Raw genomic sequence first — 21,527 nt, 5'->3', positions numbered from 1 at the left:
CTACCCGCCATGTCCAATTCTAACGACCTCGGCCAGCTTCTCCTCATGGGCGTCCCCGGCGCTGAACTCACCCCTGAAACCGCGGCCCGCCTCAAAAAACTCCAGCCCGGCGGCTTCATTTTGTTCGGTCGCAACATCCAGACTCCCCAGCAGCTGCGCAAACTCATCGATGACCTGCGCGATCTCTCGGACATCGAACCCTTCATCACCATCGATCAGGAAGGCGGCCGCGTCTCGCGCCTCCGCCTCATCGGCGAAGAGCCTCCCAACGCTCAAGCACTGCGCGACAAAGGCGACCCCGAGCTGATCAAACGCCACGGCAAGCTCACCGGCCAGATCCTTCGTCTCTTCGGTTTCAATCTCGATCTCTGCCCCGTGCTCGACATCTCCTATGACGATGCCGCCGACAACTCGCTCAAAGGCCGCACGTATGGCCGTAACCCGCAGCAGGTCATCGACAACGCCGGCGTCTTCAATCGCGCCATGCGTAAAGAAGGCATCCTCAGCTGCGGCAAGCACTTCCCCGGCTACGGCCCCGCTGAGTGCGATCCGCATGAGTTCCTTCCCGTCATCACCAAGAGCCGCGAGGAGATGGAGCGCAGCGAACTCCTCCCCTACTCCGCGCTGCTCCCCGAACTGGACAGCGTGATGACCTGCCATAGCAACTACACCGCCTACGATCCCGACCGCGGCCGCTGGCCTGCCAGTCTGAGCCACAACATCGTGACCAAGCTCCTGCGCCATCAGTATGCCTTCGACGGCCTGGCCATGACCGACGACCTCGACATGGGCGCCATCCTCAATGAGGTGACCTTTGAGCAGGCCATTCAGGAAGCCGTGCGCGCCGGCAATGATCTTGTCATGATCTGCCACCGTGTCGAGATGGTGGAGCTCGCCCGCCAGCACCTCGAAGGTGTCGAGGCCCCTGCCCTGCATGATGCTCTGGTGCGCATTGAAAAAACCAAAAAGCGCCTGGTCAGTCCCGACAAGTTTGACCTCGACCGCTTCGCCGCCATCAACCGCGACATCTGGCAGCTCCGTGTGGACACCCTCGGCGAAGAAGCCGCCAAAAACCTCAGCGTCGAGGATGGGAAGAGGTCGCCTGTGGAGTTGTATTGAGGCTCTGGGTTCCAAATCAAGCCGTGCCGAACGCAGGATATGGAGTGCGGTCGCGCAGATGCAAGGCGCAAGCCTGCATCGGAGCTACCGCTTTCGTGTGCTCCAGGTTCACAATAACCATGTAGCCGACGCACGCGCAAAGTAGCGTTGTGCTTGGAGAGTATCCGCCGTTTGCCCCCCGTCCGGCCTGCGAAAGCGGTAGCTGCGTTCATTCTTCACTTCGCGACCGCACTCCAAAACGCTGCCGCGCGCTTCCCGCCCTCCCCCCTCACAAACTCTTATCTATCAACAACGACGCCGAACGCCGCGGGTTCGGGTGATACCCGTTCATCGCCGCACGGATGCGCTTGGCGCGGTCCACGCATGCCTCGGCTTTCTGGAAATCTCCGGACGCCTTGTACACCGCCCCTAGATTGATGAAAGTCTGGGACAGGTCCGCCGGATCCATCTGCCCTTCGTTCAAATTCTGCCGGATCGCCAGCGCCCGCTCATGCATGGTCTGCGCGCGGTCCACATCCATGCTGCTGTAGTAGAGGACGCCGAGATTGTTGTAAACGGAGGCCACGCGTGAGCTCTGCTCCCCGTCAAGGCGTTGAAAAGTCTCCAGCGCCTCGCAGTAGTACCCCTCGGCCTTTTCAAACTTGCGCAGCTGTTTGAAGATCATGGCCAGGTTGTTTTTGATCGTGGCCACCTTGTCGCTGTCTTCCAGTCCGTTCTTCGCGCTGATGTTCAGCGCCAGTTCGTAAAACTCGGCCGCCTTGTCCATCCGGCCCCAGCGGTCATAAAGATGGGCGAGTAGCGAGTAGATCCCCGTCAGCAGGTCCGGATCTTGTTTGCGCAGTTCCTGCGCACGGAACAGGGCCTCACGGTAGAGCGACTCCGCCTTGCGGAAGTCCCCCTCCTTCTGCCTCAGGTCCGCCAGCACGCTGATCTGCTCCACCAAGGCTCCCACCCGCACCGGATCATGGTATGCGAGCCGCCTCGCCTCTTCGACGCTGCGAGAGGCGGAGGCAATTTGTCGCTCCAAGGCAGTTTCCACGTTGGGTTAAAAGGCTGGGTCACATGGGCCGCACACACTCAGTCAGGCCGTTTCCGCCCTAGCTGGCGTCGCGATACGATTGGGCGAGGTTCACGATGGTGTTGCGCGCATGGGCCATCATCTCACGCGACACACCGTTGTTCTCATACCAGTGCGTGTAGGCGTGGTTGTCGAACATGATGTCGAAATTCGTGATCAGACGTTCAAACACGGCCGCGATGCCAGTGTGATTGACCAGCGCGAGTCCGCTGGAGGCAAAACCTTCCGGAGCGGTTTCTGCCACACCGAGCTTCACACCCGTGGGCACATAGCTGGCGAAGTTCAGGCTCTTGCGGATCGCAGCCATGTTTTCCTCGACTTCCTTGGCCTTCACATCCCCGCGGAACAGGGCGCAGGCGGAGAGATACACACCGTTCGTCCAGTCGATGGCCGCGGTAAAATTGTCCTGCGAGAAGGTCTCACGGGCGACATCCGGGAAGTTGATCCGTACCTGCCCTTCCTGGCCAGGAGCGCGCATTGGCGCAAACGAAGCCGTGAGGAAATGGTTGCCGGGGAACGGCACCAGATTGGTCACGTATTCGCTCAGGTCCGTGTTCAGCTTTCCGGGGAAGCGCAGGGACGCCGTCACCGAGCTCATGATCAGCGCGATGATGTGGTTGAGGTCCATGTAGTTCGGGCTGCGGTGCAGCTTGGACTTGGCGATGCGGAAAAGCGCTTCGTTGTCCAGCAGCACGGCGGCATCCGCATTGTCCAAAATGCGCTGCAGCGTGAGGATGGCGTTGTACGGCTCGACGGCGGAGTCGGAGATCAGCGGAGAAGGAACCACCGAGAAGGTGAAGATGCGCTTCTTTGGATAGGCCTGGCGCAGACGCTCCAGAATGAGGGAACCCAGGCCGGAGCCGGAACCACCGCCGATGGAGTGGGTGATAAGAAATCCCTGCAGCGACTTGGTCTTTTCCACCGCTGCGTCGATCACGTTCATGATCTGGTCGATGATGCGCTCCCCTTCTACATTGTAACCACGGGCCCAGTTGTTGGCAGCACCGGGGATCTTGCGGATGATGCAGCTCTCATCAAACAGCTGCGCCATGTCTCCGCCTTCAATTCGGGCGATCACGCCGGGTTCGAGGTCGATGAGGACTGCACGTGGGATGTATTTCCCATCACGCACCTTGTGGAAGAAAACTTCCAGGTTGGCATTGGTCGCGGCCGTCGTGTTCCCATCCTTCGGTGTGCCGGACTCGGTCAGTCCATGCTCACGAAGTACCAGCCGCCAGTAACGGTCGGCGATTTGATTGCCACATTGTCCGACATGAATGCTCAGAATCTCTCTCACGGGTGTTCTCCTCCAAACTTTTGTTGATCTACGATTGCCTGATTTGCTGTTGTTATGCGCGACGACGATCCACGAGATCACGCAGGCTCATGCCGCTGCGGCTGTCATCCGCGCTGCTGCCGCCACCACGCGGATAGTCGGACGCCGTGTCCTGCACCTTCGCCTTCGCGCCGCTTTCCTCGGCCACCTGGTAGCTCTGGATGAGTTCCTGGGCTGAGGCACGGAGCGCGTTGATCTGCTCTTCGGACATGCCTTCGTTGAGGTACCAGTTGGCGAAGGCCTTGCGCTGCCAGAGCTTGTCAAAGTTGTGGCAGATCCTGTCCAGCACACGGGCGATCTCCGTGTTGTTCGCCAGCAGCACCATGCTCTTGCGGTGGGAGATGCCGGGCTGCTCCACGTAGCCGATCTTGAACGCAGTCGGAATCCAGTAGGTCAGCGGCAGTTGCTCGCGCATGGCGGCCAGCGCGGCGTCTGCCAGCGGCTTGTCTTCCATGATGCCGCGATACAGCACGGCGGTGCTCAGGAAGCGGCCTTCCATCGGCGAGCAGGCGGCAAACACGGAGCCGTTGTCAAACAGGCTGCGGATCATGTCTTCCACACCCATTTCTTCGAACTTGCTGCGGTCCGGCGGCGTCAGCGGCGCAAAGGCGCACATCAGGAAGTGCAGGGACGGCTGTGGCACCAGGTTGGTCAGCAGCTCGCGCAGGCTGATTTCCACCGTCAGGAATCCGCTGAAGCGCATCGAGGCGGTGAGGCCTGCCAGAGCTTCAGTGATCAGCAGGTTCAGGTCATCCACCGTCGGGCTCTCGATGTTCCACTTGCGGTGCGCAAGTTCAAACAGCGCCTCGTTGTCAAAGATCAGGCACGCATCCGCGGAGCGGCGCAGCGTGTTCAGCGTGAAGACCGTGTTGTACGGCTCGGTCACCACCGAGGAAACCTGCGGAGATGGCAGCACTGCGCAGCTCAGCACCGGAAACTCGGGATACTTCTCCTTGATGGATTCGATCAGCAGCGCCCCAAAGCCGGAACCGGAGCCACCACCCGTCGCATGCAGCACGATGATGCCGCCGACGTTGTCACACTTGTCGATCTCGGCATCCAGACGACCCATGACTTCAGGCAGGACTTCACGGCCCGCTCCCAGATAACCCACGGCAAAATTGCCACCGGCACCTTCAGTGCGGCTGATGAGGTTGCCAGGATTGAACAACGACCCGGAGTTGGCCTTGACGTTGTCAATGACGCTCGGCTCCAGGTCCACCATCACAGCACGCGGCACATAGCTGCCCGAAGTGGATTCACCCAGCTTGGAGAAAAAAGCGCTCCAGTTGCCGCGCGGCGCCTGTCCCTGCGCCGTCTGACCTGTGAGGGGATCAATTCCGTGCTCCTGGCAGATGGTTTTCCAGAAAGACGCGGCAATCTGATTGCCTGCCTGACCGATTGAAATGACGATTGTATTGTTGACCTTCATCAGTCTCTCCTAATTTTCGCGGTTTCTAATGTGATGTGTACTGCCTGCATTTGATCGGGAGTGAAGCAACCCGCCGCATCAAGCCAGTGATCTCTCATCCGGCTTGTTCCGGATTTCTCAATCAAAGTGGCGTTGTTTGCGGCACTCATCTCCACGAAAGAACTTTTACCTGTGAGTGCGCCGGGAGTCCAAGCAAATTCCGTTCTTTCGTGAGGAATCCCACGCCAAATGCGCTGCAATATGGTGATGCGTTCGAGTGGTTGGATCACGGTGTTTCAGTGCGTTTCGGCGGCAGTGGAGACGCGGTGGACATCACCGGGATCTGCCCCGTTCTGTTTTCCACCTGCCCCTGTTTCATGCGGTCGATCTCCTCCTTCGAAGGAACGATGGCACGCCGAATGGTCACGGGATCCTTGTCGGCTGGTTTGCTCGCAGTCACCGGCGGTGTACTGCTGGCGGGCGGCGTGACTGGTCCCTTCTCCGCAGGCTTTTCATCCGCAGGTTTGGCCGTTGGCTTTGCTTCGCTCGGCTGCACTGCGGCAGTCTGAGTGGCGGCGACAGTCTTCTCCGGCGCTGCGCTCTCCTGCACGGCAGGGTTTGGCACCGCCACAGCCATCACAGGCTTCGGAGGGGTCACTGGGGCCGGCCCCGCTGCCGCCACGGGAGCCTGCGGGCTGGCCTCAGCTGTTTTCACAGGCGCCGGCGCGCTTTGCGTCACTGTTTTCACGGGTTCAGGCGCGCTCTTCTCAGCCACTTCCGGCCCCTCGGATTCTGAGGAGGACGCAGCTACTGGCGTCTGCTGCTTGGCAGGCTCTTTGCCGCCCAGGAAAATCCACGACCCAATGCCGAGCACCACTGCGGCTGCTGCTGCAATCGGCCCCCACGGCAGGCTGCGCTTCTGCACATGCAGCGGGTTGAAGTCATGCGTCTTGATCCCGCGCTTGATCGGGGAAACCGGCGCATCATCAAATGTGCCGCCCTCCGCTTCATTCGCGTTCCAGTCGTCCTCAAAGTCGGAGACCGAGCCCACGCTCTCCATCTCTTCCAAAGCCACCGTGCTGTTGCCACGCAGGCGCGTGGCCAGATCCACCGTGGGCGCCGAAAGCAGGCTCTCAAATTTCTCCAGGAAATCTCCCGGACTCGGTGCCTTGCCCGCGCGGCGCGTCAGCTCCAGGCTCTCGCGTACATACGCAGCTGCCGTTTCAGGAATGGATTCAGGGAATTGCGGCACGCCGCCGCTCTGCCGCTCTCCGGTCAGCAGGTAGCCCGCCAGCGCCACAAACGAGCGATGGCGGAAATCCCGGTTCTGCAGGTGCTCTTCCTGTACCTGCCCCTCGGCCAGGTCCATGTCCACCAGCAGTGGCTCATACAGGCTCCGCATCGTCATGTGTGGCCGCAGCTTCACCACAAACTGGGGCCACGCATCCAGCCGCTTCTGCATCAGCCTCTCCAGCTCGCGTGCCAGCAGCGGTCCGTTTTTCCCCACCCGCAGCAAAATGTTCGAAGGGTGCAAATCCACGCGCTGCACACCGCATTCCACCGCCTGGTCCAGACCCGAGCGGATCTGCTTCATGAGCACCATCACTTCCGCGGGATTCAGCGTGATCCGCTCCGCCATCAGCCGGCTCAGCGCGAAGCCCGGCTCCCGCTCCTCCGTCAGAAAGGTCCAGTCAGGGCTCTCCCACAGGCTCAGCGAGCGCAGGATGTTCGGATGCCGCTCCGGATTGAACCGCCACATCTGCAGCGGCACCGCCTCATACCGCGCCTTGTCCACAATGCGTGAGGGCGGCAGCAGGTGCACCGTCACTTCCTGGGACAGCTTCGTGTTGATCGCTGGAATCGAAAAAGGATAGCGCCGTGCGTGGTCCGCATCTTCCACCCGGAACCGCGTTCCCAGGATGGTCTCCACCGGCACGTTCTCCAGCAGCAGCTCCTGCAGCTGGGACTGCGGCTGCAGCGAGGAGTTCACCACCAGATGCTTGCGGAAGTTGCGCGCCTTGATGTTGCTCGAGAGCGCGCTGAACGCCTCCCTCACATCATCACGCAGTTTTTCGATCGACGCTGGAGAGTTCGCCGGATCCGTGAGCGCCGCGCGCACCGCTGTGCGCAGCCCCATCGGCAGCTGCGTCAGCGCCGGAAATCGGTCCGGATTTTCACCCGCATAGGCCTGCCCGGTCAGCAGCAGGAAAATCAACCGGCAGGCCTCCACCACCAGCCGTGCGCCGCTCTGCCCTTCGCTGCCCGCATCCATCTGGGACAGTCCATAGTCAAACACGCGCAGCTGCAGGAAAGTGTCCTCCAGTGTGGTCACCAGCACCCGGTCCAGGTGCATGCGCGAGACAAGTCGCTGAAAACCTTGCAGCTGCAGCAGGTCATCCAGCAGCTGGTACACCAGCGCCAGCGCCGTGGCAGGCGCCACCGCTCCCCGCCTCTTGGTGTAGTCCTCCACAAACTCTCCGTCATTCAGATTGCTGGTGTAATACACCAGCCCCTGGTCTTCCCCCACTTCCAGGATGCGCATGAACGCATGCCCGCGGATCTCTGACGCCTGCCGCGCACGCTCAAACGCAGACCTTTTCATCGCTGCATCCAGCGTATTGCCACCCCGCAGCACGTGCAGTTCCACCAGCCGGTGAATGCGGTTGTCGAAGGCTAGAAAGACCACTTCATCCTTGGAACGCACCAACTCCACCGGTGCTCCACCGGTTCGGTGCGCCACGGACAGGCTTCCAAATTGCTGTAGCTCTTCAATCATAGCAAAATAAATGAACCATACATTCAGGGCTAAGCCGAGCGGAGTTTTCGGTTTAAGGCCTCACTTTCATATTCTTAATTCTAAGGGTTGTGGCTCAATTTTGCAACGTCAATTCTGAAAAATCTGGTAATTTTACACCCTTAACTAGCTGCTTTTTGAAGATACTGCTATAAAAACCCGCGTCTTTAATGGATCAATCTTAAGAAATTACTCTGGGAAACCAACTCAGATTCGCTCCTCTTTGCGCTCTCGCATCTCAATCCTGAAACCGCAGCTTCAGTCCTGTTTCTTCCTGTTTCTACTTCTTGGCCGCTTCTTTAGGCAGCACGATGTCACCCATCTGCCCCGCAGCGATCATGCCGAGACGCTTCTTTTCCTCCACACTCCATTGGAATGAGCTGTCTGAGAGCGCGTTCTTCGCCGCTTTTTTCACGTCCGCCGCATTCACAGACCCGGGATAGATCAGGTATTCCCACAAAGAAAGCGCATTTCCCTTCACCCGGTCCAGCAGCAGCTTGCCCAGGTGGGCTCTCACTTCCTCGTCCTTCGGCGGGTCCAGGTGCAGGCAGATCAGCAGGTTCATGTACTGCGTGCTGTCGAACGGAAGCTCCGGGTCTTTCCCGCTCAGCAACTCCTCGTTCTCCTTCCACGTTCCGATCCTGGCCAGCAGGTACTGCTTCTCATGCTTTTCCATCTCGGCGGCCTTTTTCTTGAGCGTTTCCTTCCGCCAGGCATCCAGCTCAGCAGGCGTGGCGCGCACATCCACCGGTTTCAGAGCATCCAGCACCCGCACGACATACTCCCGCGGAATGATCACCAGCGTGATCAGCGTCGCGATGCAGCCGCACAGCCAGAACAGGCCAAACCGGGCCAGCGGTCCCGGCTTCGGGTGGGGCGGGATCTCCCGCGCCATTCTGTCCGCGGCCGGCGCGGGCTCCGGCGCCACCCTGGAGGGTGCTCCGTGGTCCTGCTTCGCGGCTTCCAGCTTCGTGGTTGCAGCCGCCAGCTTTTCCTGCTGCTTCACAAACTTCATCGCCAGCTCCCACCAGCATTCAGGCAGCACCGCACGGAAGAACTCCGTGCCCTCGGTTTCGCTGGTCAGGCACTCGGACAGATGATCCAGCGCATCCCGCTCCGCCTTGCTCGTCCAGGTCCAGGCCACCTTGGGCTTCCTCAGCCGCACGTCCCAGAAATCACGCTCCTCCTGCACCGCACTGCACACGATCCGTCCCGCAGCCAGCCAGCGCCGGGCATCCGTCAGCGCCTCCTGGTGGTCTTCACCAGACAGCGGCAGCGCCGCATTATAAAGCTGCTCCGCACGCGAAAAACGCGTGATCGCCAGCGTCGCAGCCAGCGCCAGCATCACATCCACCGCGCAGACGCTCTTGGACGCGTAGGACGCCACGATCGCATCCGCCAGCCTAGAGAGCCTGTGCGTCTCCCCGCGTGCAGCCCAGCGGGAGGCCACCATGCACGTCACGTTCACCTCGCCGCTGCCCATCTCGATGATCAGATCCGGAATGCGCGCGAGTTCCGCCAGTTGGTCCTCATCTTGTTCAAAAATCTCCGCGATTAGCATGCTGCCCGCTGCCGCCCACTCCGGTTTGGAAAAGGCCTGGCAGCAGAACGCATCAAAGTGTCCGGGCACCGCCACTTTGCTGGCCACCGCCTTCAGCAGCGCCTTCGCGCTCCCGCGCAGTTCTTCCGGCAGTTCCGTCCCGATCCATGCCTCGATCTTCAAGGTCTCCTCGCTGGGAGGCGCCTCGCTCTCACCGCCAGACGCGAACTCCAGTCCAAGGCTGGAGGACATTTTAGCGGATGAGACTGAGGCGCGGTTTCCCATTTTCAGCGCCATTGATAAGACGGATCACGTCAGATGCAACGCATGCGTCATTCAGATGCAAATCTATCAGGCCATGATCTCCTTCGCGACCGTGCCGTACACATCCGTCAGGCGGAAGTCGCGGCCCGCATAGCGGTACGTAAGCCGTTCGTGATCAAGGCCCAGCAGAGCCAGCACCGTGGCGTGCCAGTCGTGCACATGCATTTTGTTCTGCACCGCCTCATACCCGTAGTCATCCGTCATGCCGTAGTTCATGCCGCCCTTCACCCCGCCGCCGGCCATCCACATGCTGAAGCCTTTGTTGTTGTGGTCGCGTCCGTCATCGCCCTGGCTGTGCGGCGTCCGGCCAAACTCTCCGCCCCAGATGATCAGCGTGTCATTCAGCAGCCCGCGTTGCTTCAGATCCGTCAGCAGTCCGGCGATGGGTTTGTCGATCGCCCCCGTGTTGCGTTCCAGCTGCGCCTTGAGATTGAAATGCTGGTCCCAGTTGCCGTTCGTCAGCTCAATGAAGCGCACCCCTGCTTCCACAAACTTCCGCGCCATCAGGCACTGCTTGCCAAAGGCGTCCGTCTCCTGCTCGTCGATCCCATACAGCGCTTTCGTCGCCGCCGTCTCCTTGCTCAGGTCCATCACCTTCGGCACTTCCGCCTGCATGCGAAACGCCAGCTCATAGGACTCGATCACCCCTTCCACTTCCGCGCTCACGCCCCCGTCCTGCTGCATGCGCGCCTTGTTCAGCGCCTGCACCAGATCCAGCTGCGTCCGCTGCTCATCGGACGTGTAGCGGTCGTTCTTGATGTTGGCCACCGTGGCCTCCCCCATGCCGCCGAAGCGCCGGCCACCACCGCCGCCGCCGGGCAAACCGTTCCCGCCGATCTTGGTGCCTTGATAAATCGCCGGCAGGAAGGCGCTGCCATACGTGCGTGTCGCGTTCCCCGGCGGATTTACCGTGATGAATCCCGGCAGGTTTTCATTCATCGTCCCCAGCCCGTACAAGGCCCAGGACCCCAGCGAGGGCCGCACAAACTGCGTCGTCCCCGTGTGCAGCTGGGAAAACGCCTGCGGATGAGCCGGCAGGTCCGTCGCCATGGAGTTGAGGATGCACATCTCATCCGCGTGCTTCCCCAGGTTCGGAAACAGCTCGGAGATCCACAGCCCGCTCTTGCCCTGCCTGTTGAACTTCCAGGGAGAGGCCATCAGCTTTGCCGTGCCATAGCGTCCCGCCGCTGAGGGTGCCCCTTTGCCAGAGTCCGCGATCAGCTTCGGCTTGTAGTCAAACGTGTCCACATGCGAGGGCGCGCCCTGCATGCAGAGAAAGATCACATGCTTCGCACGCGCCGGAAAGTGCGGTGCCTTCGGTGCCAGCGGTCCGCTTGCGGCTCCTGGATTGGCGCGCAGCGCCTGCTGCTGCGCCATCGCGGCAAAGGCCAGGTAGCCAAAGCCGTTGGACGTGCTCTTCAAAAACTCGCGGCGTGAGTAGGGTTGCTTGTTCATGACGTTGGGAATACTGGCGGTTCTTTAATTGAGATAACGGAATTCGGCACTGGCGATCAGGCTCTGGCAGAAGGCGGATAGCGCGGCAAACTCAGCCCTCTCCTTCGCCTCCTTGCTGCTGCCGTTCCCCTTCGCGATCTGCTGCGGAAAGCGCATCCAGAAGTTGCTGATCGCCGTCTTTTCCTGCGCCGTCGGTTCACGTCCAAAGGCCAGCTCATAGGCATAGCTCAGACGCTCGGCGGAGCTGCCCTGGTGTTTGGCGATGCGTGCTGCAAACGCATCCGCCGCATTCTGCGCCTGCGGGTTGTTCATCAGGTAAAGGCTTTGAGACGGCACATTCGTCGTGTCCCGGTCTCCGTTCACCAGACTCGCGTCAGGATAGTCAAAGACGGAAAGCATTTCAGGGATCTGATCGCGCACGATCGGGATGTAGATCGAGCGGTAGGTGTAGGCCTTGCTGGTCATCTCACCACGGAAGATCGAGATCAGCCCCTGGCGCCCCTCTCCTGCGCGTGCCACAGGCGAGCCGTCCACCGGGTAGAGGTTCAGTGTGCCGCTCACCGCCAGCATCGCATCGCGGATCGCCTCCGCCTCCAGACGGCGCTGGTTCATGCGCCAGTGGTATTTGTTGTCGGGATCCACCGCATAGTTCCCCGCATCATACCCCGAGCCCATCTGGTAGGCGCGGCTCATCATGATTTCACGGATCAGCTTTTTCACCGACCAGCCGTTCTCCATGAATGACACCGCCAGATAGTCCAGCAGCTCCGGGTGGGAGGGCTTCTGCCCCATCGCACCAAAGTTGTCCGGCGTCGCCACGATCGCGCTGCCCATCAGCTTCAGCCACACACGGTTCGCCATCACGCGTGCCGTGAGCGGATTGTCCTTCGAGGCAATCCAGTACGCCAGATCCAGCCGTCCGCTGCCGCTCTGCGGAGAGATGTTCAGCGGCTCGCCCTTCGCGCACAGCACCTCGACAAGCCCGCGTGGCACCACCTCGCCCGGCTGTTTGATGTCACCGCGGACCAGGATCGGACTGTTGAAGGGCGCCGGGCGGTCCAGCACTCCCATGGCCAGCGTTCTCGGCGTGCCATCGTCATAAAACAGATCCACATCCGCCTTCACTTCTTCTGCACGATCGCGTGCACCGCGGATGCGCAGGAAATTCGCCGCACCAGCCTTCGTGCGGTCCTGCTGCCTCATGGCAAACACCTCCTTCTGCGCCTCGTCAGCCGCCTTTTTTGCCCTCTCGTAGTTCCCCTTCAGCTCCGCCACCTCCGCCGTTGAAATCTTCGCCACCGCCGCCGTCTGCCCCGCGCTGCGGTCCAGTTCGATCAAGCCTGAGGCGTTGTTGTTCTGCAGCTGGTCGTAGGTGCCGTACAAAGTCTCGCTGCTCAGGAAGATGCCCGCCAGCGCATAGTAGTCACGCTGCGTCACGGGATCAAACTTGTGATCATGGCAGCGCGCGCAGGCCAGCGTGAGTCCGAGCATGGACTGAGACACGGCGTCGATCTGCTCATCCACCATGTCCATCGCAAACTGCCGGCGGTCACGGTTGTTGTGCCCCTTGGAACCGATCGCCAGAAATCCCGTCGCCACGATCTTGTTCGCCTGGTCGCGCTTGCCATCAAACTTCAGCAAATCGCCCGCAATCTGCTCCTTGAGGAACTGGTCATAGGGCTTGTCCTTCTTGAAGGACTCGATCACATAGTCGCGGTAGCGCCATGCATGCGGGTAGAGCACGTTCACTTCTTTGCCGCTGCTCTCACCATAGCGCGCCACGTCCAGCCAGTGCCGCGCCCAGCGCTCGCCATAGCGTTCCGAATCAAGGTACATGTCGATCACCCGCTTCACCGCATCCGGCGATTGATCCGCCACGAAAGTCTTCACTTCATCCGGCGTAGGGGGCAGCCCCGTGAGGTCAAACGCGATGCGCCGGATCAGCGTCGGCCGGTCGGCGTCCCGCGTGGGGTGCAGCCCGTTGGCCTCAATGCCCGCCAGCACAAACTGGTCGATGTCCGTTTTGGCCCAGCCTTCCGTCTTCACTGCGGGCGGCGTGTGCTTCACCGGCTTTTGAAAGGCCCAGTGCTTGCGTCCTTCGTCCATGTCGATCACCCGTTTCCCACCGCTCGCATTCGCCACCTTGTTTTCACGCGGGTCCGGCGCTCCCATCTCGATCCACTTCCTGAAATTGGCAATGACTTCGTCAGGCAGCTTCTGTTTCGGCGGCATCTGGTTGTCCGGATTCTTCCAGGTCAATGCCTCGTAAATGCTGCTCTCCGCGATGCTGCCCGGAGTGACGCCCGGATGTCCCGACTCGCCCCCCAGCAGTGTCGCCTGCTTCGTATCCAGCGTCAGCCCGCCCTTCACCTTGGACGACTCGGCGGAGTGGCACTTGTAGCACGACTGCACCAGAACAGGCCGGATGTTCTTTTCAAAGAACTGCAGTTGATCCGGGGAGATGCCCGCATGCGCTGTCTCAGCGGCATCCGCAGCCATCAGAGAGGCAGGAGCCAGAAGCAGGAGTGAAAAGGTCAGGTTCTTCATGGGAGGAGTGAAGCAAGTTGTCGTGTTCAACACGACACTCCCAAAAAGGTTGCCAGAAAGTTCTCCGCCCCGCTTCTCCCCCGTCTTCCTCGGCTCTATTTCATCGCACGATGCACCTGCTCCAAGGCCAGCACCGTGTAAGCCGTCACCAGCACGGGGTCACTCTCCATCCAGCGGCCGGACTCCTTGTTGGCCCAGGAACCGTCGCTGTTCTGCAGGCTGATCAGTTTGCGAGAAAGATCCGCCGTCCAGTCAGCAGCCCCAGACTTCGTCTTCAGTTGCGTGATCCCGGCCGTCGCCAGTGCTTTGGCCATCGTGTGGTAGTAATAGTACAGCCCTTCAGCTCCCATGCCTGGATTCTCATCCACCGTGTAATTGCTGCCCAGCCATTCCAGCGCCGCCTTCATCCGCGGATCTTCCGGCGTCAGTCCTGCATAAATAAAGCTCAGCATGCCCGCGTAGCTGATGCTCCCATAGTAGCGCATCGGCACCGGGCCTCCATCCTTCTTCCCACCGCGCGGAGCCTGCGGCACCGGCGTGTAGCCAAACGCTCCAATGTTCTCCTTGTCCACACCCGCCCAGGGCTGGTCGTTGGTGGCTTTAAAGTTCTGGCAGCGCGAGACAAACTGGATCGCGGCATCCCAGTTCAGATCTTCCTTCTTCTCCACCGGCTTGCCCGTGTCCTGAAACATCTTCTTCGAGTAATACAACGCCTCCAGCGCAAAGGAGGTGTTGGACATGTCCGCATGCGCCCCGCCCTGCTGCCCGCCGCCATAGCCGATGCCGCCGTCGAATGGATTGTCCGTCTTGCCCGGTGTGTCCGCATCGTTCTGCTGGTGCGCCACAAAGTTCCGCGCACGGCGGATCACCTCTTCATCGTCATGGCTCGCTCGCAGCACCAGCGCCATCAGGCAGATCGCCGTGTTGTAGTTGGACCGCGCCTTGGTGTAGATGCCTCCGTCCGGCTGCACATTTCGCAGCAGGAAATCATAGCCACGCTTGAGCTCCTCCTTGTTGCCCGGTCCTGCTGGATTCTGGATCATCGCGGACAGCACCAGCGCGCTGAGCGCCGGATCTTCCTTCGTCACCCAATGTCCGCTCTCCGCGTTCTGCTGCCCTTTCAAAAACTCCACCCCGCGGCTGATCGCCCCCTGCACCTCCTGCTTCGTTTGAGCCATCGCCGCACCCGTGAGCAGAAAGAAGCAAAATGAAATCGTTTTCATGGCGGCAGACTTCATCACTTCGCATTTCTTCCTCAAGCCGGATGTGGGGTAAAAAGCTCCGCCGGTCTTTTTTTGACCATGATTCCCTGCACTTCGATCGTTTGCCGTTCATGCCATTTCGTCCTCCGCATTTCCCCAACCAACTCCCGACCTTCGTGCGTAGCTGCTGTGTCGCCGGCATTTCCATGAAAGCTCTCCCCCTCATCTTCCTCTTTCTGTTCGTTCTCACCTCCGCACGCAGCGCGGACAGCACCCCGCCCGAAATGCCGCTGGCCGTCGCCAGCTTTGGAGCCGCCTCCATGCCGGACGGCTCCCTCTATTTCTACGGCGGCCACAGCGGCAGGCGCCACAAATACAACCGCGATGAAGTCCACGGCGATCTCTTCCGCTGGAAACCAGGCGCGGAAAAATGGGAGGCCCTGCCAAAGGACGAACCCGCTCAAGGCGCATCCCTCGTCGCCAGCCAGAACGCAGTCATTCGCATCGGCGGCATGGCCGCACGCAATGCTCCCGGCGAAAAACAAGACCTTTGGTCCAGCGAGACCGCCGCCCGCTTCGACATCGCCAGCAGCAAGTGGATCCCCCTGCCAAAGCTCCCCCACCGCCGCTCCAGTCATGACAGCATCATCTCCGGAAACGTCCTCTACGTCATCGGTGGCTGGAGCATGGCCGGAGATGCCGATTCCGTCTGGCACGACACCTACCTCACGCTCGATCTCTCCAAACCGGATGCCCAATGGCAGATCCACTCGCAGCCCTTCAAGCGCCGCGCCCTCGCCGTGCAGACCATCGGCTCTCGCATCTACGCCATCGGCGGCATGACTGATGAGGACAAAACCACCAGCGCCGTCTCCGTCCTCGACACCACCACCGGCCAGTGGAGCGAAGGCCCCTCTCTTCCCTCGGACAAGATCGGCGGCTTTGGCTTTGCCGCTGTCGCCCACGAAGGCCGCCTCTTCTCCAGCGGTTTGACCGGCCGGCTCCTCGAACTCCGCGAGGGTAAATGGGTGCCCGTCGCCAAACTCGCCCATCCCCGCTACTTCCACCGCCTCCTCGTTGGCAGCTCAGGCACACTCGTCGCCATCGGCGGCGAAAGTCGCGAGGGAGGCAAAGCTCCCCCGGAAGTCATTCCCCTTCCCGCTCCCGGCTCCGCCCCGCTGCCTGAGGAAAAACGCTCCTGATCTCCTCCCGCGGCCTCACTTCACCGTCCAGTACAGCGACGCGCTGTGGCTCGTGATGCCATACGGCACCCCTTGGAAATACCCCGCCAGGTCTTCGCTATACCGCGCCACCGCCAGCAGATACTGCCCCGGCTTGGAAATGTCTGGCGCACGCACATAGCCCTCCGAATCCGCCTGCAGTTTTTGGTCCGTCACTTTTGGCGAGAAAAACAGCAGCTCCACATTCGGCAGCGGCTTGCCTCGGAAATACACCCGCGCTTCGCCGGGCTTGCCGGTGGGCACCACATCCATCGTCATCATCGGGGTTCCCGCTCCACCACCCTCCGGCTGCCAGCGGCAGTAAAAAATCGGCGCACGCGCCGGCTTGTCTTCATGCAGCTTGCGCACCGTGAACTGCGCCTGAGCGAACACCGGCTTCGTGCCATCCGTTTTGCCCAGAAAGAAATGATCCTTCTTCTTCACCACGTCCAGCACCTGCGGCTCCCCTTTGCCATCCACCGTCCAGCCAGCCACCTGCCAGAAAGAATCAAGATGCCCCGGGGACACCTCATACTCATCCCCCCACTGCGCGAAACGCACCCCGAGTCCCGCATGTTCCGGCAGTTCCTCAATCCATAGCGAGTGCGCGGAGGCCGCCAGTGGCAGCAGGCTGAAGGCAGCAAAAACAAGAAAGGTGCGGAGCATGGCGTGCGTGAGGGGGGAGGTTCGTGAAAGTCATAAATACGCCCCCGTCCCACTTCTTGCGCTCATTTGTCATCAATCGTCTGTCAAAGCTGGGACACCCCGCCTCTTCATCACTCAGCGGAGCGGATGCATCGATATCCGTAAGCTTCCTTGGGAATCTGATTGCAGCAGCGAATCGTCAGTGGTCTAATCGCCGAAGATAGACCAGTGCCTTTTAGGCAAAAAACTTACCTCAGGCTTCACGTTTACTTCAACTCTCCACATGACCCAGCAGGCAAGAATGCACAGCAATCACGGTTCACTTTGCATTTTAAACTGTAACAATGGAGATCGCGCTGCGGTTGGCGATGCCAGCTTTGTGATCGGTGGAGCGCCTAACTCCCACCTCCATCTCAGCTCCCCCAAGTGCCCGCAGGTCTTCTGCAAAATCGACAGACGTGGCGATGCCATGGAGCTGCATTTCAGCACCCCCGTGCTCATCAATGGCACCCTCGCTGCATTCCTCAGATCCATGCCAGGAGACGAGCACACCGTGGTCGGCGGCGGCCACCTGCTGGCTTTCAAATACACCAGCCCGAATCCCTGGATGGCCCTCGGCAGGGACCAGTCCTGGTTCGTGTACAGCAGCGAGACCCACGACTGGAGCGGCCCCTTTGGCCTCGAATACCTGCGCTCCTGGCTCGTGCCATTTTCGGCCTCCTCCCGCAAGCAGATGATTTTAGTCCCGAACGGTTTGGAGCAAATGGGGTTCTTTGTCGATGACGCCAAAGACATCCTCATGATCCCGCCGCCAGAAGAAAAACAAGGATGGATGGACCGCCAAAGCGCTGACGCACCCGTGCCCGAGCCAGCCCCCGTCGGCATGGAGCTCAACAGCGAATACGGCGAGTTCACCTGTCCCATCTGCTGGTTCAAATTTGACCGCGGGGATGTCATGAACATCGCCGTTCACAACAGCCTCCGCGGCGATCCCATGCTCGGCGATGAAGCCATGCAGCGCTTCCACGCCACCCGCTTCAATGACCGCGGCCAGGCCCTGGATGCCATGGGCCTCGCCACCTCCGAGCTTGCCTGCCCCCACTGCCGCAGAAAGCTCCCCCCGGGCTTCCTCGATCTCCCCCACCACATCTTCTCCGTCGTCGGCGCGCCTTCCTCCGGAAAGTCCTACTACCTCAGCGTCCTGGTCAAGCTGCTCCAGTCCACCCTCTTTCAAAATTTCGGCATCACCTTCCGCGATGCCGACCCTTCTGAAAACGTCATCCTGACGCAGATGAAGACCCAGCTCTTCTCCTCCTCGTCTCCGGAGGATGCCTTTCTCGCCAAGACCGACCTCGAAGGCGCGCTCTACGAAACCCTCCCGCGCCAGGGTCGCAAAGTCCGCCTTCCCAAGCCCTTCATCTTCAAGCTCTCCCACCCCGACACTCCAGAGAACGGCTTCTCCGTGGTCTTTTATGACAATGCGGGCGAGCATTTCGAACCCACCCGCAACAGCGCCGACTCCCCCGGTGCCCAGCACATCGCCGTCGCCTCAGGCATCTTCTTCCTCTTCGATCCCCTGCACAATACCGAGTTCCGCTCCATGATGCGCGGCGTCACCGATCCCCAGATCAAGCAGCACCGCACCGATCAGCAGGACGTCATTCTCGCGGAGACCGAAGTCCGCATCAAGAGCCTCCTCGGACTCGACTCCCGCCAGCGCGTCGCCACTCCCTTCGCCGTCATGGTCGGCAAATATGACACCTGGTCCACCCTGCTCGGAGAGGCTCCCCTGCTTCCCGCCATTCAGGATGGCGTGGTCCGTCTCGACAACATCAAGGCAAACTCCGCACGCGTGCGTGCCCTCATGGTCCGCACCTGCCCCTCCATCGTCGCCAATGCCGAGGCCATCTCCTCCAATGTCTGCTACTTCGCCGTCAGCCCTCTCGGCTGCTCCCCTGTCGAGTTCCTCGATCGCGAAGGCACGCCCCGCATCGGGCCTGACCCCAAGCAGCTCAATCCCCGCCACGTGGAGGCTCCCACGCTCTGGGTTCTCGCCCAGGCCACTCCAGATATGATCCCATCTTCAACCTCCGCGCACTGATCTCATGGCCTGGCAGCTCATCTACACTAGCGCCCCCCGCCTCCTTGAGGCGGGCCGCACCGGCTTCGGCACCGTCGCCCGCCATCGCGCCGTCACCGGCATGCTCGCCTCCGCAGTGGAGCGCTTCAGCCAGTTCGCCCGCCTTCCCGGACACGATCCCCGCCGCATCGTCCACACCTCCCGCGTCCTCACCGTTGGCTCCAGCACCTATCACGTCCTCAGTTGCCTGCAGGACGCCGGCTCAGACTACACTGGCCGTACCAATCACATCGCGCACCATCTCATCGCCGAGCCGCGTGAGGTCCGCGCCCTCGCCGCCGCTGGCATCACCCCGGCGGACGTGCTCCTCGGCATGTCATGGCGCACCAGTTGGAGCGAAGGCCCCCGCTTCCTCGACTCCGCGGAGGAAATCGATCTCGCATCCTTCGCCTCCCGCCCCTCTCACGCATGGGCCGCCATCACCGGAAATGCAGCCTCCGCCAGCCTCCTCTGGTCACGCGAAGCCCTCAAAGGCTGCTACCTCATCACCCCTCCCGGCGCCCCTGTCCTGGATCTCTTCCGTGAATCCCTCCACGCCTCTCCGGCGGAGGCATGGCAGACCCGCTTCACCACCTGCCTGGAGCCGAATGACGACCTCTCGGACTTCCGCTGGGTCGCCCTGGCCTCCAACTCCCCCATGCGGTCCCAGGTGGAAAACTCCAGCCGCCTCGTCCTGGACCTCACCCACCCCGCCTCCCTTCCACCGCTGCCGGAACTGGGCGAACCCTCTACCACCGAAGCCCCAGCCACCCCGCAGGTGCCGGCGCTGCCCAAGCCTCAGTTCCAGGGCATGTCAGCTGCCAGCACACCGCTCCCCAGCGCAGGCTCCGCCCCCATCTCCACCATGGGCGGCTGGTCTCCGGACACACGCCAGAAGGCCCCCAAAAAAGCCCGCAGCTACATCGCCATCTCCCTCGTCCTCGCCGTCCTCTTGATCGGCGGCGTCGGCGGCGGACTGATGTGGCAGTTCAATAAACAGCAGAAGCAAACACAGGAGCGCAACGCCTACGAGGCCGCCATCGATAAGGCCTGGAAGGAAAACCATCTCCTGCTCGACGACACTCGGAAGTACCTCGAAGGGCAGACGGACATAGCCGAAGGAAACAAGCTGCTGAAATCACATGAGTCTTTTTTCGGCAGGGTCAAGCAGATGCTTCACCAGCCTGAGAAAGCCAATGATCTCGGCCTCCCTGACAACAACCAGGATGACGTGGGAGAACTCAAGACGCGGCTGGAGGAGTGGGCCGCCCTGCACGCCAGTCCCTGGGAAAAACTGCGCGGAGACAAGGACACCGGAACAGTCGTGAGTGTCGCAGGAGCCTTGAGCAAGTGGGAACAGTCGCGCAAGACCCTTTGGAAGAAAGAGCTCACCAAGTACATCGACCTGAACGATCTCCCCACACCGTCCGCCGCATTCCTGGAGCCTTTAAAGACCATTGCCAAAGAGGTGCTGACCCGTGTGGAACCCACACGAGAAAACTACCAGACCTGGGAGGATCTGTTTGCCTCGTTGGATCGTCTAAAGAGTCCCATGACAGCCGAGAGCCAATGGCTGAAACTGTGCAAGGAACTGGATGGCCCTCACTCCAGCGCCGGCGCCGCAGTGGAGAAGGTGCTCGACGACACCACCCTCCCCCCCTGGCTGCTTGCCAAGGCCAAGGCCGTGAAGGAAAAGCTGGACAAGGCCGGCACCAGCCAGATGGCCGACAAAGGCAAGCAGGAGAAGCCCGACCAGACCAATGAAACTCAAAAGCCCAAGGTGTTGTTTGAAGACGCGGACGCCTTTCCAGGGAAGCATCAGATCCATGTTCTCCTGCTCAAATCTGGTGAAGATCCCGTAGGCAAAGTCTCAGGGCTCAATGTGGCCAAAGACATGCAGCTCTATGTTGGCGGCGCCTTGGACAAGCATCCCACCCCCAATGACAAAACAGAAGCCAAAGATGGCGAACTGAAGCTGTGGAGGGTAATTCCCTTGGATAATCCAAATGGCACAACGTTCGGGCCAAATCTCTCTGACACGATAAGCTTGTCCCATGACGGCAACCTGACGGCCATGGCGGAGATTCATCGCAACGCCGCCAACGGCCTCCGTCTCGTGGGCCGCAGCAAAGATGGGATCAGCGTTCTGTTCGATCTGCGAATCCTTCCTGCAAAAGCAACTTCGCAGCCTTTGCTGTCATATGCCGTCAGCACCGCCCTGACTCATTCTTCCGAGAATTTGGAATCGGCTGAACTCGGTCAGCTGATTGCCCGCCTTCGTTTCATCAATGTCAAAACTCAATACAAGCTGCGCCCCCCGGGGAACATAGGGGAGCTTTGGGACATCAGCCTTCAGGGCGAAAAATGCACGCTCAGTGTCCCGCAAATGGCCGCCACGACAGACAACCTGGCTATAGCGAGTCAGAAACAGCTTATTCAAGCCATCAAGGATGGGATCAAAAGCCAGGAATCGCTCAAGGCAAATCTCAAGAGCAGCCTTTCAGATTACGAGACGAAGCTCAAGCAGTACGAAACCGCCATTGCAGTCAAACGGGACGAATTGGCAGCAGCAGAAAGCAAACTTGCTGAACTGGAAAGGCCCAGGGAGCTTCCGAAACCCAAGGCGCCCGTCGCGGGAGAATACACCCTCATTGCACTGACTGATTCCAGTGTCGTCTTGGACATCTGCAGAGTGCAGATTTTGCCGCAATCCAAAAAGCCTCCTGCCCCTTGAACC

The 21,527-nt window shown here is 60.7% G+C and carries 14 protein-coding genes; 4 read left to right on the top strand and 10 right to left on the bottom strand.

What is annotated here, in order from left to right; translation table 11 throughout:
• The first annotated feature begins 9 nt into the window (after positions 1-9).
• On the top strand, positions 10-1,119 hold the full coding sequence (locus ACILSR_RS05185) for a glycoside hydrolase family 3 N-terminal domain-containing protein (RefSeq protein ID WP_395748665.1): 1,110 nt from the start codon (positions 10-12) through the stop codon (positions 1,117-1,119).
• A gap of 268 nt (positions 1,120-1,387) precedes the next feature.
• Here ACILSR_RS05185 and ACILSR_RS05180 read toward each other — a convergent pair whose 3' ends face one another.
• From ACILSR_RS05180 to ACILSR_RS05140, 9 genes are all read right to left on the bottom strand, one after another.
• Entirely contained in the window at positions 1,388-2,158 is a 771-nt protein-coding gene (locus ACILSR_RS05180; RefSeq protein WP_395748664.1) for a tetratricopeptide repeat protein, read from the bottom strand.
• 58 nt (positions 2,159-2,216) lie between these two features.
• Positions 2,217-3,494 carry a tubulin beta chain gene (locus tag ACILSR_RS05175; protein ID WP_395748663.1) on the bottom strand — a complete coding sequence of 426 codons (1,278 nt, stop codon included), beginning with the start codon at positions 3,492-3,494 and terminating at the stop codon, positions 2,217-2,219.
• A 52-nt stretch (positions 3,495-3,546) separates the two neighbouring features.
• Complete coding sequence (locus ACILSR_RS05170) at positions 3,547-4,965, bottom strand: tubulin beta chain (RefSeq protein ID WP_395748662.1); 1,419 nt, start codon at positions 4,963-4,965, stop codon at positions 3,547-3,549.
• Positions 4,965-5,234 carry a hypothetical protein gene (locus ACILSR_RS05165; protein WP_395748661.1) on the bottom strand — a complete coding sequence of 90 codons (270 nt, stop codon included), beginning with the start codon at positions 5,232-5,234 and terminating at the stop codon, positions 4,965-4,967. The genes ACILSR_RS05170 and ACILSR_RS05165 overlap by 1 nt, the downstream gene beginning before the upstream one ends.
• Positions 5,231-7,684, bottom strand: coding sequence for a hypothetical protein (locus tag ACILSR_RS05160; protein ID WP_395748660.1), 2,454 nt, complete (start codon positions 7,682-7,684; stop codon positions 5,231-5,233). Before ACILSR_RS05160 ends, ACILSR_RS05165 begins: the two co-directional genes overlap by 4 nt.
• A gap of 334 nt (positions 7,685-8,018) precedes the next feature.
• On the bottom strand, positions 8,019-9,530 hold the full coding sequence (locus tag ACILSR_RS05155; protein ID WP_395748659.1) for a hypothetical protein: 1,512 nt from the start codon (positions 9,528-9,530) through the stop codon (positions 8,019-8,021).
• 99 nt (positions 9,531-9,629) lie between these two features.
• Positions 9,630-11,057 carry a DUF1501 domain-containing protein gene (locus tag ACILSR_RS05150; protein ID WP_395748658.1) on the bottom strand — a complete coding sequence of 476 codons (1,428 nt, stop codon included), beginning with the start codon at positions 11,055-11,057 and terminating at the stop codon, positions 9,630-9,632.
• Positions 11,058-11,081: 24 nt separating this feature from the next.
• Positions 11,082-13,604 (bottom strand): PSD1 and planctomycete cytochrome C domain-containing protein, encoded by a 2,523-nt coding sequence (locus ACILSR_RS05145; RefSeq protein ID WP_395748657.1) that lies wholly within the window; start codon positions 13,602-13,604, stop codon positions 11,082-11,084.
• A gap of 95 nt (positions 13,605-13,699) precedes the next feature.
• Positions 13,700-14,827 carry a prenyltransferase/squalene oxidase repeat-containing protein gene (locus ACILSR_RS05140; RefSeq protein ID WP_395748656.1) on the bottom strand — a complete coding sequence of 376 codons (1,128 nt, stop codon included), beginning with the start codon at positions 14,825-14,827 and terminating at the stop codon, positions 13,700-13,702.
• A gap of 185 nt (positions 14,828-15,012) precedes the next feature.
• On the opposite strand from ACILSR_RS05140, the gene ACILSR_RS05135 reads away from it, so the two are divergent.
• Positions 15,013-16,008: a Kelch repeat-containing protein gene (locus tag ACILSR_RS05135; protein WP_395748655.1), complete on the top strand. Its 996-nt coding sequence runs from the start codon at positions 15,013-15,015 to the stop codon at positions 16,006-16,008.
• Between the two features lie 15 nt (positions 16,009-16,023).
• Here ACILSR_RS05135 and ACILSR_RS05130 read toward each other — a convergent pair whose 3' ends face one another.
• Positions 16,024-16,692, bottom strand: coding sequence for a hypothetical protein (locus ACILSR_RS05130; protein ID WP_395748654.1), 669 nt, complete (start codon positions 16,690-16,692; stop codon positions 16,024-16,026).
• Positions 16,693-16,954: 262 nt separating this feature from the next.
• Between ACILSR_RS05130 and ACILSR_RS05125 the strand changes: the two genes are divergently transcribed.
• Both ACILSR_RS05125 and ACILSR_RS05120 read left to right on the top strand, forming a co-directional pair.
• Positions 16,955-18,772 carry a hypothetical protein gene (locus ACILSR_RS05125; protein WP_395748653.1) on the top strand — a complete coding sequence of 606 codons (1,818 nt, stop codon included), beginning with the start codon at positions 16,955-16,957 and terminating at the stop codon, positions 18,770-18,772.
• A 4-nt stretch (positions 18,773-18,776) separates the two neighbouring features.
• Complete coding sequence (locus ACILSR_RS05120; protein ID WP_395748652.1) at positions 18,777-21,524, top strand: hypothetical protein; 2,748 nt, start codon at positions 18,777-18,779, stop codon at positions 21,522-21,524.
• Positions 21,525-21,527: the final 3 nt, after the last annotated feature.

Origin of the sequence: Prosthecobacter sp. (assembly GCF_044222565.1) — a bacterium.
Lineage (GTDB): Bacteria > Verrucomicrobiota > Verrucomicrobiia > Verrucomicrobiales > Verrucomicrobiaceae > Prosthecobacter.
The sequence above is the reverse complement of the archived record's forward strand: the minus strand, read 5'-3'. Positions and strand labels throughout refer to the sequence as shown.

What these genes read in the sequence shown, in the direction of transcription:
- ACILSR_RS05120 (WP_395748652.1), top strand. Translation starts at nt 18,777, where the DNA reads ATGGCCTGGCAGCTCATCTACACTAGCGCCCCCCGCCTCCTTGAGGCG.
- ACILSR_RS05130 (WP_395748654.1), bottom strand. Translation starts at nt 16,692, where the DNA reads ATGCTCCGCACCTTTCTTGTTTTTGCTGCCTTCAGCCTGCTGCCACTG.
- ACILSR_RS05185 (WP_395748665.1), top strand. Translation starts at nt 10, where the DNA reads ATGTCCAATTCTAACGACCTCGGCCAGCTTCTCCTCATGGGCGTCCCC.
- ACILSR_RS05125 (WP_395748653.1), top strand. Translation starts at nt 16,955, where the DNA reads ATGACCCAGCAGGCAAGAATGCACAGCAATCACGGTTCACTTTGCATT.
- ACILSR_RS05150 (WP_395748658.1), bottom strand. Translation starts at nt 11,057, where the DNA reads ATGAACAAGCAACCCTACTCACGCCGCGAGTTTTTGAAGAGCACGTCC.
- ACILSR_RS05140 (WP_395748656.1), bottom strand. Translation starts at nt 14,827, where the DNA reads ATGAAAACGATTTCATTTTGCTTCTTTCTGCTCACGGGTGCGGCGATG.
- ACILSR_RS05135 (WP_395748655.1), top strand. Translation starts at nt 15,013, where the DNA reads ATGAAAGCTCTCCCCCTCATCTTCCTCTTTCTGTTCGTTCTCACCTCC.
- ACILSR_RS05170 (WP_395748662.1), bottom strand. Translation starts at nt 4,965, where the DNA reads ATGAAGGTCAACAATACAATCGTCATTTCAATCGGTCAGGCAGGCAAT.
- ACILSR_RS05155 (WP_395748659.1), bottom strand. Translation starts at nt 9,530, where the DNA reads ATGTCCTCCAGCCTTGGACTGGAGTTCGCGTCTGGCGGTGAGAGCGAG.
- ACILSR_RS05145 (WP_395748657.1), bottom strand. Translation starts at nt 13,604, where the DNA reads ATGAAGAACCTGACCTTTTCACTCCTGCTTCTGGCTCCTGCCTCTCTG.